This is a genomic window from Pseudoalteromonas sp. SiA1 (assembly GCF_018732205.1).
Taxonomy (GTDB): Bacteria; Pseudomonadota; Gammaproteobacteria; order Enterobacterales; family Alteromonadaceae; genus Pseudoalteromonas; species Pseudoalteromonas tetraodonis.
On the sequence record NZ_CP076084.1, the window covers coordinates 2,157,262 to 2,170,363 of the forward strand.

The window sequence follows — 13,102 nt, forward strand, 5'->3', positions numbered from 1 at the left end:
GATTAATCGTCGCCCATCGCTGCTAATAAGTCGGCCTGATGCTCTTGCATTAGCGGCTCAACCACAGCGCCTAAATCACCCGCTACCACTTCGTTTAAACGATAAAGCGTTAAGTTAATACGGTGATCGGTAATACGCCCCTGCGGATAGTTGTATGTGCGAATACGCTCAGAACGATCGCCACTGCCCACTAAATTACGACGTTCAGACGCCTCAGCAGCATGACGTTTTTCATCTTCAGCCTGTTGCAAACGCGCTGCCAATACCGACATCGCTTTTGCACGGTTTTTATGTTGAGAACGCTCATCTTGACACTCAACCACAACACCGGTTGGTAAATGAGTAATACGAATGGCAGAGTCGGTTTTATTAACGTGCTGACCACCCGCGCCCGATGCTCTAAAGGTATCAACTTTAATATCGGCGGTATTAATTTCTATGGCTTCGGCTTCTGGCACTTCAGCCATGACAGCAACAGTACAGGCTGAGGTATGTACGCGCCCTTGTGACTCAGTTTCTGGGACGCGCTGTACACGGTGCACGCCTGATTCAAATTTTAATTGCCCATACACACCTTCACCGCTGATGTTAGCAATTACTTCTTTGTAGCCGCCATGTTCACCTTCGTTGGTCGTCACAACTTCTACTTTCCATTTTTTTGTTTCTGCGTAGCGGCTGTACATTCTAAACAAGTCGCCAGCAAAAATAGCGGCCTCGTCGCCCCCTGTTCCGGCGCGAACTTCTAAAAACACGTTGTTATTGTCTTTCGGATCTTTAGGCAACATGAGCACTTGAATGTCGTCTTCTAAAGTCGAAATTTGTGCTTTTGCTTCTTTATATTCTTCTTGTGCCATTTCGCGCATTTCAGGATCTGAATCTTTTAGCATTTCTTCAGCGCTACTCAAGTCTTCTTGTGCTTGCTGGTATGCTAAAAACGTTTTCACCACTTCTTCAAGCTCAGAGTATTCTTTTGAAAGAGTACGAAAGCGGTTTTGATCACTAATGACCGATGGGTCACTTAGTAGCGCTTGAACTTCTTCATAGCGCTCAACTAAGGTTTCTAATTTACGATAAACGGACTCTTTCATTTAACTGTTATTCCTGATCTATACCTAACATTTTTTTCAATTGGTTTAACTGAGCCACTTCACCTTTTTTCGCTGCATCTTGGATGGCACGGGTAGGCGCGTGCATTAAGCGATTGGTTAATTTATTGGCCAGCTCTAAAATTACTTTTTCTGCATCTTTACCTGTATTTAGCTGGCTAAGCGCCCTATCTACAAGTTCTGCTTTTGTTGTTTGTACATCATTACGGTAGTGGCGAATTAAATCCACTGAATCAAGCGAGCGCAACCACATAAAAAACTCTTTGGTGCGCTCACTAATAATAATTTGTGCTTGCTCTGCCGCTTGCTCACGAGCAGCCATGTTTTCACTAACAATGGCTTGTAAGTCATCGACCGAGTACAAGTAGGCGTCGTCGAGCTCACCGACTTGGCTTTCAATATCGCGTGGTACAGCTATATCAATAAACAGCATCGGCTTATAGCGGCGTTGTTTCAGTGCTTGCTCAACTACACCTTTACCAATAATGGGCAAAGTGCTGGCGGTGGAGCTAATCACAATATCAGCTTGATGCAAACGTTCAGGCAATTGTGCCAACGCAATAACATCGGCTGATACTTCATCGGCTAAACTGCGCGCTCTTTCTATTGTTCTGTTGGCAACAGTAATTTTTTGCGGCTCATTTTGGTATAAATGTTTTGCTACCAGCTCTATGGTTTCACCGGCACCAATGAGTAACACCTTGGTTTTATCCAGCTTTCCATAAATATGCTTTGCTAAATTAACTGCCGCAAAGGCAACCGATACAGCACTGGCACCAATGTTGGTTTCGGTACGGACTTCTTTTGCCACCGAAAACGTTTTTTGAAACAAACGGTCAAACGTAACGCCCACCGCATCATGGGTTTTGGCACTATTATAGGCTTGTTTTATTTGCCCTAAAATTTGTGGTTCGCCTAACACCAGCGAGTCAAGCCCACAGGCTACACGCATCAAATGATTTATTGCAGCGCTGTCTTCATGACAGTAGATATTTTTACTCAGTTCATGTTCATCTAAACCATGGAAACTGGCCAACCATTGCAACAATGTTTGGGAATTTTGCTGTGCAAGGCTACAATACACCTCAGTGCGATTACAGGTAGAGACAATAACCGCTTCATTAAAGTCGGCATGGCCACTTAATTGTTGTAGCGCCTCTGAAATTTGCTCAGGCGAAAAGGCCACTTTTTCTCGTAATTCTACGGATGCGGTTTTGTGATTAATACCAAGTGCTATTATGGTCATATCTGCCAAATATTGCTGAGCCCTACTACATAGGCGGCAATTTTATCAAAAATCTCAGGAATATGGAAAGTAAGGAACAACATTTGACTCGACAATATTTGATTTTAACACTGCTATTTGTATTTTTAACCGGCTGCGCAAGTAAAAACAATTATAAAACAGAGCTTTACGAAGACTGGAAGTTACGCCTTGGCGAGCAAAAAACTTGGCAAGTAGACGGTAAACTTGCGTTTATTAGCCCAGATGAGCGCCAATCTGCCAACTTAAATTGGCAACAAACACAAAATAGTAATTATTTAGTGTTAACCACGTTTATTGGCACACGGATTTTATCGCTTAAACAAACCGCAGTCGGCGCCGAATTAATCTTTGATGACCAACCGTATTTTGATAGTAACGCCAGTGCACTTTTACAACGTTTAACAGGGTTTACTTTACCAGTTAATAACGCAGGCCCATGGTTAAAAGCTACCATTGACGATCACACCTTAGAAATTGATCAATTAGGGCGTGCTAAAAGCGTGTTATGGTTTGATGATAATGGTAAAAAGTGGCAAATAAGTTACACAAGTTACGTCCAAAAATACGGTTTTTGGTTACCGAATGCTTTAACCTTAACCCATGAAAAGATTAAAATTAAAATCAAACTCTATGACTGGCAGTTTAACTAACTATGTATACTCACTCTGAATTTTCACTGATCGCCCCAGCTAAGCTTAATTTATTTTTACACATTAATGGCCGCCGTGATGATGGCTACCATGAATTAGAAACTCTGTTTACGTTTTTAAACTATGGTGACGAGCTCCATTTTAAACTAAGCACGGATACTCTTATAAGTATTAGCGGCGACACCAATGGCATTGCGCTAACCGACAATTTGATTTACAAAGCGGCGTTATTATTACAAACCCACTGTAAAGTGGATATGGGTGCAAAAATAAATTTAACTAAACGCTTACCCATGGGGGGAGGTGTTGGAGGCGGTTCATCCGATGCTGCATCAACGCTTTTAGCTCTTAATACGCTTTGGAATACAGCCCTATCTTTAGATGAACTGGCTGATTTAGGCCTGAAACTCGGTGCTGATGTGCCTGTGTTCATTAAAGGTAAAAGTGCCATAGCACATGGCATTGGCGAGCAATTAGAGTACCTAGAACTGCAGCCGAAGTGGTATTGTGTTGTCTTCCCAAATCAACATGTCAGCACAGCACAAATATTTACTCACCCAGATTTAAAACGTGATACACCAAAACTTTCTGGCGACTGGCAACAGCAAATTTTAACCAACGATTGTGAGCCTTTAGTGAAAAAGCTGTGCCCCGAGGTTGAAAAAACCCTGCAGTGGTTGCTAAAATACGCTCCATCAAAGATGACCGGAACAGGCTCATGTTGTTTTGTTGAATTTGCTAGCCAAGTTCAAGCACAAGATGTACTTGCTAACCTCCCCCATACTTGGCAGGGTTTTATCGCATCCAGCGTTAGTACCTCTCCTGCTCATACGGAGTTAGCCGCCATCATTGATAAATGAAGTAACGTACAAGTAATCATAAGTTAACCTACTTTGTTCACTCAATGTAAGTTAGTCCAAAAATTCAGTGCCTGAGGAACCCTACCGTGCCTGACATGAAGCTCTTCGCTGGTAACGCAACACCTGACCTAGCTCAAAAAGTTGCAAAACGTTTATATATTGAATTAGGCGATGCTGTTGTTGGCCGTTTTAGTGACGGTGAGATCAGTGTTCAAATTAATGAAAATGTTCGTGGCTCGGATGTTTTTATCCTGCAATCAACCTGTGCCCCTACTAACGATAACCTGATGGAACTTATCGTTATGGTTGATGCGTTACGCCGTGCATCTGCCGGTCGTATCACTGCTGTTATCCCTTATTTTGGTTATGCTCGTCAAGATCGTCGCGTACGTTCTGCCCGTGTACCAATTACAGCTAAAGTGGTTGCGGATTTCTTATCAAGTGTAGGTGTTGACCGCGTTCTTACGGTTGATTTACACGCTGAGCAAATCCAAGGCTTCTTTGATGTACCAGTGGATAACGTATTTGGTAGCCCTGTACTATTAGAAGATATGAAAAACCGCGATTTTGATGACGTGGTTGTTGTATCACCTGATATTGGTGGCGTGGTGCGTGCCCGTGCAATTGCAAAACTATTAAACGATACCGACTTAGCAATTATCGATAAACGTCGCCCTCAAGCTAACGTTTCTCAAGTAATGCACATTATTGGTGACGTTGAAGGCCGCGATTGTATTATTGTTGATGACATGATTGATACCGGTGGTACATTGTGTAAAGCCGCTGAAGCCCTTAAAGAGCATGGTGCTAAACGTGTATTTGCTTACGCTACTCACCCTATTCTTTCTGGTACAGCTGCAGAAAACTTACGTAACTCTGTGATTGACGAAGTGATTGTAACTGACTCAATTCCACTGTCTGACGAACTAAAAGCGCTTGATATTGTTAAAGTATTAACGCTTGCAGATATGTTAGCAGAGACTATTCGTCGCATTAGCAACGAAGAATCTATCTCGGCAATGTTTGAACACTAAAGTTAAACATTAATGAGTATAAAAGCGCCTTTTGGCGCTTTTTTTGTAAGCGATGTTTATTTTATAAACCCGCAGTGGTATGATAGCGCGCCTTTTGGCTAGGGACCTTGGTCGCAAAGGCCCTAACACTTTTAATTATTGGAGACATCATGTCTAACACAACTTATACTTATGACGCTGAACTTCGCGTAGAAACTGGTACTGGTGCGAGCCGCCGCCTACGTCGCGAAGACAAAGTGCCGGCAATCCTTTATGGAGCTGATAAAGAAGCGGTATCGCTTACTTTTGCTCATAAAGATATGATCAAAGCACAAGAAGACGAAGGCTTTTACACTCACATCCTTACATTAAATGTAGGTGGCGAGAAAGTTGAAGCAATCTTAAAAGATATCCAACGTCACCCTTTCAAGCCTAAGCTTACTCACCTTGATTTCCAACGTGTAGACGCAACTCATAAACTAGTAACTAAGGTTCCTTTACACTTCATCGGTGAAGAGAAAGTAACTAAGTTAGGTGCAACTGTTGTTCACCAGTTAACTGAAGTTGAGATTTCTTGTCTTCCTAAGTCACTTCCAGAATTCATCGAAGTAGACGTATCTGATCTTGTTGCTGGTGATTCAATCCACCTTACAGATCTTGCGTTCCCTAAAGGTGTTCAATCTGTTGAGCTTGGTAAAGGCGAAGGCCACGATCAGTCTATCGTTACTATCAAAGCTAACAAAGCAGCTCCAACTGAAGACGACGCTTCAGACGCTGCAGAATAATATTTAAGGTCTCGCACCTTGAATTCTATTCAAATGCTTGTGGGCCTGGCTAATCCAGGCCCCGAATACGCAAATACACGCCACAACGCAGGTGCTTGGTTCATTCAAGAACTCGCTGCACGCTACAACTGCACGCTAAAACACGACCCTAAATATCACGGCCTTACTGGCAAAGTGATTATTCAAGGCAAAGAATTCAAATTACTGATCCCCACCACTTACATGAACTTAAGTGGCAAAGCGGTGAGTAGTTTAGCCAATTTTTTTAAAATCCCCGTGGAAGACATACTTGTTGCCCATGATGAATTGGATTTAGACCCGGGCGTTGCTAAATTAAAAAAAGGCGGCGGACATGGCGGTCATAATGGCTTAAAAGACATTATTGCAAAAATGGCAAATCAAAAAGACTTTATGCGCTTGCGCATAGGTGTAGGTCATCCAGGACATCGCGAAATGGTCACCGGTTGGGTGCTTGGTAAAGCAGCCAAGGACGATCAAGAAAAAATGGATGCCGCAGTTGATGAAGCAGTTCGTTGTATGGAAATACTTGCTAAAGACGGTGTGTTAAAAGCACAAAACAGACTACATTCGTTTAAACCCTAATTTTTGGGTATACGGTCGCACGTATTAAACGAATCTAAACAAGGTATCTTACTATGGGTTTTAAATGTGGCATCGTTGGCTTGCCTAATGTTGGTAAATCAACACTTTTCAATGCATTGACTAAAGCGGGTATTGAAGCCGCTAACTTTCCTTTTTGTACCATTGAACCTAATACAGGTGTGGTACCGGTGCCAGATCCTCGCCTAGACGAACTTGCTAAAATTGTTAACCCACAACGTATTCTTACAACCAGTATGGAATTTGTGGATATTGCAGGTTTAGTTAAAGGTGCATCGAAAGGTGAAGGCCTAGGCAATCAGTTTTTAGCAAATATCCGTGAAACAGATGCGATTGGTCATGTAGTTCGTTGTTTTGAAGATGAAAACGTTATTCACGTTGCTGGTACTATCGACCCTGCTGACGATATTGACGTGATCAACACCGAGCTAGTACTTGCTGATATGGACAGTGCCGATAAAGCAATGTTCCGTAATGCAAAAAAAGCAAAAGGTGGCGATAAAGACGCTAAAGAGCAAAATGCGGTACTTGAAAAAGTAAAAGTACATCTTGATGAAGGCTTAACTTTACGTTCTTTAGCGCTAACAAAAGAAGAAAAAGCAGCCATTGCGCCTATTAACTTCTTAACTATTAAGCCAACTATGTATATTGCTAACGTGGCTGAAGACGGATTTGAAAATAACCCATTGCTAGATCGTGTCCGTGAAATAGCGGCTGCTGAAGATGCGGTTGTTGTGCCTGTGTGTGCAGCTATCGAATCTGAGCTATCTGAGCTTGACGAAGAAGACAAATTAGAGTTTATGGCTGACCTTGGTCTTGAAGAGCCAGGACTTAACCTTGTTATTCGTGGTGGCTATGAGCTACTACATTTGCAAACTTACTTTACTGCGGGTGTAAAAGAAGTACGTGCATGGACTATCCCAGTGGGTGCAACAGCGCCACAAGCAGCGGGTAAAATTCATACCGACTTTGAACGTGGCTTTATCCGCGCACAAACAATTGCTTTTGATGACTTTATTGCATTTAAAGGTGAAAGCGGTGCAAAAGAAGCAGGTAAAATGCGCCAAGAAGGGAAAGAGTACATTGTAAAAGATGGCGATGTAATGAACTTCTTGTTCAACGTATAATTAAACATTGCACCACGTTAAGTGGCTCATTGTTTTTTAAAGGCTCGTTTTTACGAGCCTTTTTATTTTTCAGCCGAATAAAAGTAATAATTAGTCTACCCTTACTATGAGGCTTAGAATTCTAAGGCAAAGCCAAAATTACAATACAAAGCCCACAAAGAGTGTTAAAAAAGCAACGTTTTAATTAAAAAGTAGCCGGTTAGCCTATTTTTCCTGCAAACAAACCAACTTAAGTGTTTTTTTGCAAAAAAGGTGTTGACGAATTTGGGGCATATCAGCATAATACGCCCCGCACTCAGCGATGAAGTGCTAACAAAAAAGATGGCTAAGTAGCTCAGCTGGTTAGAGCACATCACTCATAATGATGGGGTCACAGGTTCAAATCCCGTCTTAGCCACCATTTATTTTTTGTTGCTCAATGAAGAGTTTAAAATAACTACCATTTCTTTGATTAATTCAAAGTGATAATGCGGGAGTGGCGGAATTGGTAGACGCGCTGGATTTAGGTTCCAGTATCTTAGGATGTGAGAGTTCAAGTCTCTCCTTCCGCACCATATTCTTGATAAGAATTAAAACTATCAATTGTTTATTGTTGGGATATCGCCAAGCGGTAAGGCACCAGGTTTTGATCCTGGCATTCCCAGGTTCAAATCCTGGTATCCCAGCCAACAATGGCTAAGTAGCTCAGCTGGTTAGAGCACATCACTCATAATGATGGGGTCACAGGTTCAAATCCCGTCTTAGCCACCATTTCTTTTATAGAAGTGGCTCTGCAAGAGTTAAATTGCAGCTCAATGAAGAGTTTAAAATAACTACCATTTCTTTGATTAATTCAAAGTGATAATGCGGGAGTGGCGGAATTGGTAGACGCGCTGGATTTAGGTTCCAGTATCTTAGGATGTGAGAGTTCAAGTCTCTCCTTCCGCACCATATTCTTTGATAAGAATTAAAATTATCAGCAATTTCTTAGTTGGGATATCGCCAAGCGGTAAGGCACCAGGTTTTGATCCTGGCATTCCCAGGTTCAAATCCTGGTATCCCAGCCAACTTCTTCTACCAAAGAATGTTGAATTAAGAAATACTCTGTTAGGAGTATAAACATAAATTTGTATGCGGGAGTGGCGGAATTGGTAGACGCGCTGGATTTAGGTTCCAGTATCTTAGGATGTGAGAGTTCAAGTCTCTCCTTCCGCACCACATTCTTGATAAGAATTAAAATTATCAGCAATTTATTAGTTGGGATATCGCCAAGCGGTAAGGCACCAGGTTTTGATCCTGGCATTCCCAGGTTCAAATCCTGGTATCCCAGCCAACTTCTTCTACCAAAGAATGTTGTATAAGAATAAGAACTGCGGGAGTGGCGGAATTGGTAGACGCGCTGGATTTAGGTTCCAGTATCTTAGGATGTGAGAGTTCAAGTCTCTCCTTCCGCACCATGTTCTTAATTAGAACTAAAACTCATCCAAATTTAGAGTTGGGATATCGCCAAGCGGTAAGGCACCAGGTTTTGATCCTGGCATTCCCAGGTTCAAATCCTGGTATCCCAGCCAATTTGCACACTTTTTTGATTGCACCCCCACACTAGCTTCGAAACCACTAATATTTTTACTTTTATAATCCAATACCACATTTTTCAGATATAAAAAAAGACCCAAGTTTGAGCCTTTTCATCAACTAACTAAGCTCACCACTTATTGCGTATTTTAATACCCAGTTTTTTACCGGCCCTGTATTATTAGCTAACTTTAAAAATGTGCTGCGCGCCCATTTTAATGGGGCTATTTGGTTTGAGAAACCAAAGTAGCAAGCATCCATCATACTCATCATTAATAAATTAGCGTTACGACGACTACGTTCGTACTCTTTAAGCATTAGCGGGCAACCTACATCATCAGCTGTACGCAACACTTCAGCTAAGGCAGCCACATCTTGAAAGCCTAAATTAACGCCCTGTCCTGCCAGAGGATTAATGGTGTGCGCCGCATCACCCACTAAAACGAGTCGCCCTTGTGAATAATTATTGGCATGCTGCCTTGCTAGAGGAAATATAGCATGGCTTTGTACTTCAAAATCACCAGCGAGCTTTGGAAACTTTTCAATAATATGAGCTTTTAATGCGCTAGGTTGTAGGGCTTTAAATGCTTTGAGGGTATTTGCATCGTCATACCAAATTAAATTTGCATAAGGTGCTTGCATAGGTAAAAACGCAACAGGCCCTGTAGGTGTAAACTGCTGCCATGTTTTAACTTGTTGCGGTGCATCGAGCTTTATTAGCACGCCCATACAATGCTGCTGGTATTGCCACCCAGTTATACCAATATTGGCTTTGCTACGTAATTGTGATTGCCCACCATCGGCTGCAATCACTAAATCAGCAGTATAGCTTTGTTCGTTATAGTGTAAGGTAATGCTATCAGGGTTTTGCTCTATTGCAGTTAAAGCCGATGCAGGATTAATCATTTCAATATTATGCTGCCCAAATTGCTGCCATAAGCTTGCTTGAATTAACTTATTCTCGATTAAATGACCTAAATGCGTGGTATTGATGGCATGGCAATCAAATAATAAATGATCGTTACCACGCTCAAAAGCTTCTAATTGCTCATAGGGAGCGAGTCTATTTTCGCGCAGCAATGGCATAGCACCAAGCTGATCAAGCAGTTTTTCCGAAAAGCGGTTAATAGCTGATACTCGTATATCAACTGCATCACTGCTAAGCACTAGTGATGCATCTATTGGGTGTTTTTCAATAACACGTACGGCTTTGCCTTGTTGCGCTAATTTAATAGCCATAGCGGCACCAACCATGCCGCCTCCTACTACAATTACATTATTTTTAGCCATGTTTTTCATCATTTTACTTCTGACTTAACTCTACTTTGATTGTATCGTAATTAGTTTGCTCTGTGTGAGCGCTTCGCTTAATTCTCTTATTAAACCCATACTATATTGATTTCAGATCACAAACATGAAATCTATACTTGGTTTTGAGCGTGTATCCAGCTAAAATACGCGTCCTTTAAGTCGAGCAAAATTTAATAATTGCGCCACTTATACCTGTTTCTAGCACATGTTTGTGCCACTATCGAATTGAACACGAGGCTATATTTCAATGAGCAAAAAGCTGCATATTAAAACCTGGGGTTGTCAGATGAACGAATACGACTCTCAGAAAATGGCTGATCTTCTAGATGCGACCAACGGCTATCAGCTAACTGAAGAAGCTGCTGATGCAGATGTTATATTACTTAACACCTGTTCAATTCGTGAAAAAGCGCAAGAAAAAGTATTCCACCAATTAGGTCGTTGGAAGTTATTAAAAGATGACAAACCAGACCTAATTATTGGTGTTGGCGGCTGTGTAGCATCGCAAGAAGGCGATTCAATTCGTCAACGCGCGCCGTTTGTCGATGTTATTTTTGGCCCACAAACATTGCATCGTTTACCTGAAATGATCAAACAAGTGCAAGGTAACAAAGGGTCATCAGTGGTTGATATTTCATTCCCAGAGATTGAAAAATTTGACCGTCTTCCTGAGCCAAAAGCAGAGGGTCCTTCTGCGTTTGTATCAATTATGGAAGGGTGTTCTAAGTACTGTACTTTTTGTGTTGTACCTTACACGCGTGGTGAAGAAGTAAGTCGCCCTGTTGATGACGTGCTATTAGAGGTTGCACAGTTAGCCGAGCAAGGCGTACGTGAAGTTAACTTACTAGGTCAAAACGTAAATGCGTACCGTGGTGATACACACGATGGTGAAATTTGCTATTTCTCAGACCTTATCCGTTTAGTAGCCGCAATTGACGGGATTGACCGTATTCGTTACACCACTTCACACCCCGTTGAGTTTACGCCTGACATAATTGATGCGTATGCCGATGTGCCTGAGCTGGTTGATCACTTACACCTTCCAGTACAAAGTGGCTCAGATCGTGTTTTAAACTTAATGAAACGCGGCCATACTGCACTTGAGTACAAATCAACTATTCGTAAGCTACGTAAAATTCGCCCTAACTTAAGTATGTCGTCAGATTTCATCATAGGTTTCCCAGGTGAAAGCAAGGCCGATTTTGAAGCGACCATGAACCTTATCAACGATATTGGTTTTGATATGAGCTTTAGCTTTATTTACAGTGCACGCCCAGGTACGCCAGCGGCCGATTTGCCAGATGACGTAACCGAGCAAGAGAAAAAAGAGCGCCTGTACTTATTACAAAACCGTATTACACAAATGGCACAGCAAATTAGCCGCCAAATGTTTGATACCGAACAACGTATTTTAGTTGAAGGTCCTTCTAAGAAGAACCCAATGGAATTACGTGGCCGAACTGAAAACAACCGTGTAGTTAACTTTGTTGGCCCACACACAGTGATCGGTCAGTTTGTTGATGTACGTATTACCGAGGCACTACCAAACTCTTTACGTGGCGATTTAATTCGTACAGAATCAGAAATGAACTTACGCCGCGAAATTGCCCCTTCTGCTATTTTAACCAAAGCAGCGAGTGAGCAAAAAACCGAGACAGCTAACGAAATTGGCGTTGCTACTTTCGTACCTTAGTTGCAAAAATTCATTGCGCCAGTTAACGCTGGCGCACTGTAATAGGAAGTAATTTTGAGTAATCAGTTAAAAACATTAGAGATTTATTTAGAACCTGCCGACAACAAACGCCTTTCTTCATTATGTGGCCCGTTTGACGAAAACATCAAACAAATTGAACGCCGTCTAGGTGTTGAAATTATTCATCGTGATAACTTTTTTAAAGTAACCGGTAAACTTCACAGTAGCGCCGGCGCGGTAGAGATCTTAAAAAACCTTTATATTGATACTCAGCCTGTCCGTGGGGAAATTGGCGAAATTGAACCTGACAACGTCCATTTAGCCATCACTGAGTCTAAAGCGCTTGAGCAAGACACCTCAAGTAGCGCCTACGGCAAAGAAATGATGATTAAAACCCGTCGTGGCGTTATTAAACCGCGTAACGATAACCAAGGCTTGTATGTTGCTAATATTTTGCACCACGACATTACCTTTGGTATTGGCCCTGCGGGTACAGGTAAAACCTATCTTGCCGTTGCGGCGGCAGTTGATGCACTAGAGCGCCAAGAAATACGTCGTATATTGCTCACTCGCCCTGCGGTTGAAGCGGGTGAAAAACTTGGCTTTTTACCCGGTGATTTAAGCCAAAAAATAGACCCTTACTTACGCCCACTTTACGATGCCTTATTTGAAATGCTTGGCTTTGAGCGTGTTGAAAAGCTGATTGAAAAAAACATCATCGAAATTGCGCCACTGGCTTATATGCGCGGACGCACACTTAATGATGCGTTTATTATTTTAGATGAAAGCCAAAATACCACCACAGAGCAAATGAAAATGTTCTTAACCCGTATTGGCTTTAATTCTAAAGCGGTGATCACCGGCGACATAACCCAAGTTGATTTACCTCGGGGAGCGCGCTCTGGCCTTCGTCATGCTATTGAAGTATTAGATGGCGTTGATGAAATTAGCTTTAACTTTTTCAAATCGCATGATGTAGTACGCCACCCTGTGGTAGCACGTATTGTTGAAGCCTATGAGCGCAACGATGAACGTGAGCGCCTTAAGCGATTAGAGAAACAACAAGCTAAAGAAGCGCTTGCCGCTCATGAGCAACCTGCGACTAAAGAGTAATA

General features: G+C 42.1%; 11 protein-coding genes and 10 tRNA genes. 18 read left to right on the forward strand and 3 right to left on the reverse strand.

The genetic code is table 11. The features are described 5' to 3' along the window. Positions 1 to 2 precede the first annotated feature (2 nt). Together prfA and hemA are read right to left on the reverse strand one after the other, a co-directional pair. A complete protein-coding gene (gene prfA, locus KK487_RS09955; protein WP_008115176.1) occupies positions 3 to 1,088 on the reverse strand; it encodes a peptide chain release factor 1 in 1,086 nt (361 codons plus the stop codon). 7 nt (positions 1,089 to 1,095) lie between these two features. Further along, the gene (gene hemA / locus KK487_RS09960) at positions 1,096 to 2,352 is read right to left on the reverse strand and encodes a glutamyl-tRNA reductase (RefSeq protein ID WP_024602657.1); all 1,257 of its coding nucleotides are present in this window, start codon (positions 2,350 to 2,352) and stop codon (positions 1,096 to 1,098) included. 83 nt (positions 2,353 to 2,435) lie between these two features. Between hemA and lolB the strand changes: the two genes are divergently transcribed. From lolB to KK487_RS10040, 16 genes are all read left to right on the forward strand, one after another. After that, entirely contained in the window at positions 2,436 to 3,023 is a 588-nt protein-coding gene (gene lolB / locus KK487_RS09965) for a lipoprotein insertase outer membrane protein LolB (RefSeq protein WP_028834962.1), read from the forward strand. 2 nt (positions 3,024 to 3,025) lie between these two features. Continuing rightward, positions 3,026 to 3,883 carry a 4-(cytidine 5'-diphospho)-2-C-methyl-D-erythritol kinase gene (ispE, locus tag KK487_RS09970; protein ID WP_215521738.1) on the forward strand — a complete coding sequence of 286 codons (858 nt, stop codon included), beginning with the start codon at positions 3,026 to 3,028 and terminating at the stop codon, positions 3,881 to 3,883. A gap of 86 nt (positions 3,884 to 3,969) precedes the next feature. Further along, on the forward strand, positions 3,970 to 4,917 hold the full coding sequence (locus KK487_RS09975) for a ribose-phosphate pyrophosphokinase (protein WP_008115168.1): 948 nt from the start codon (positions 3,970 to 3,972) through the stop codon (positions 4,915 to 4,917). Positions 4,918 to 5,066: 149 nt separating this feature from the next. Next, positions 5,067 to 5,681: a 50S ribosomal protein L25/general stress protein Ctc gene (locus KK487_RS09980; RefSeq protein WP_013465331.1), complete on the forward strand. Its 615-nt coding sequence runs from the start codon at positions 5,067 to 5,069 to the stop codon at positions 5,679 to 5,681. Positions 5,682 to 5,699: 18 nt separating this feature from the next. Beyond that, positions 5,700 to 6,284, forward strand: coding sequence for an aminoacyl-tRNA hydrolase (gene pth, locus KK487_RS09985; RefSeq protein ID WP_008467968.1), 585 nt, complete (start codon positions 5,700 to 5,702; stop codon positions 6,282 to 6,284). Positions 6,285 to 6,337: 53 nt separating this feature from the next. Beyond that, a complete protein-coding gene (gene ychF / locus KK487_RS09990; protein ID WP_008467970.1) occupies positions 6,338 to 7,429 on the forward strand; it encodes a redox-regulated ATPase YchF in 1,092 nt (363 codons plus the stop codon). A gap of 323 nt (positions 7,430 to 7,752) precedes the next feature. Continuing rightward, positions 7,753 to 7,829, forward strand: a tRNA-Met gene (locus tag KK487_RS09995). A 69-nt stretch (positions 7,830 to 7,898) separates the two neighbouring features. After that, positions 7,899 to 7,983: transfer RNA gene (locus KK487_RS10000), tRNA-Leu, on the forward strand. Positions 7,984 to 8,022: 39 nt separating this feature from the next. Next, a tRNA-Gln gene (locus tag KK487_RS10005) sits at positions 8,023 to 8,097 on the forward strand. A 5-nt stretch (positions 8,098 to 8,102) separates the two neighbouring features. Continuing rightward, positions 8,103 to 8,179, forward strand: a tRNA-Met gene (locus KK487_RS10010). 95 nt (positions 8,180 to 8,274) lie between these two features. Beyond that, positions 8,275 to 8,359, forward strand: a tRNA-Leu gene (locus KK487_RS10015). Between the two features lie 41 nt (positions 8,360 to 8,400). Next, positions 8,401 to 8,475: transfer RNA gene (locus KK487_RS10020), tRNA-Gln, on the forward strand. Positions 8,476 to 8,541: 66 nt separating this feature from the next. Further along, positions 8,542 to 8,626: transfer RNA gene (locus tag KK487_RS10025), tRNA-Leu, on the forward strand. A 40-nt stretch (positions 8,627 to 8,666) separates the two neighbouring features. After that, positions 8,667 to 8,741: transfer RNA gene (locus tag KK487_RS10030), tRNA-Gln, on the forward strand. Positions 8,742 to 8,780: 39 nt separating this feature from the next. After that, a tRNA-Leu gene (locus KK487_RS10035) sits at positions 8,781 to 8,865 on the forward strand. Between the two features lie 39 nt (positions 8,866 to 8,904). Next, positions 8,905 to 8,979: transfer RNA gene (locus KK487_RS10040), tRNA-Gln, on the forward strand. A gap of 124 nt (positions 8,980 to 9,103) precedes the next feature. Here KK487_RS10040 and KK487_RS10045 read toward each other — a convergent pair. Continuing rightward, a complete protein-coding gene (locus KK487_RS10045; protein ID WP_215521739.1) occupies positions 9,104 to 10,285 on the reverse strand; it encodes an FAD-dependent monooxygenase in 1,182 nt (393 codons plus the stop codon). Between the two features lie 256 nt (positions 10,286 to 10,541). Between KK487_RS10045 and miaB the strand changes: the two genes are divergently transcribed. Together miaB and KK487_RS10055 are read left to right on the forward strand one after the other, a co-directional pair. Beyond that, positions 10,542 to 11,987 (forward strand): tRNA (N6-isopentenyl adenosine(37)-C2)-methylthiotransferase MiaB, encoded by a 1,446-nt coding sequence (gene miaB / locus KK487_RS10050; protein WP_008467975.1) that lies wholly within the window; start codon positions 10,542 to 10,544, stop codon positions 11,985 to 11,987. A 54-nt stretch (positions 11,988 to 12,041) separates the two neighbouring features. Beyond that, positions 12,042 to 13,100, forward strand: coding sequence for a PhoH family protein (locus KK487_RS10055; RefSeq protein ID WP_008115160.1), 1,059 nt, complete (start codon positions 12,042 to 12,044; stop codon positions 13,098 to 13,100). The last annotated feature ends 2 nt before the right edge of the window (positions 13,101 to 13,102 follow it).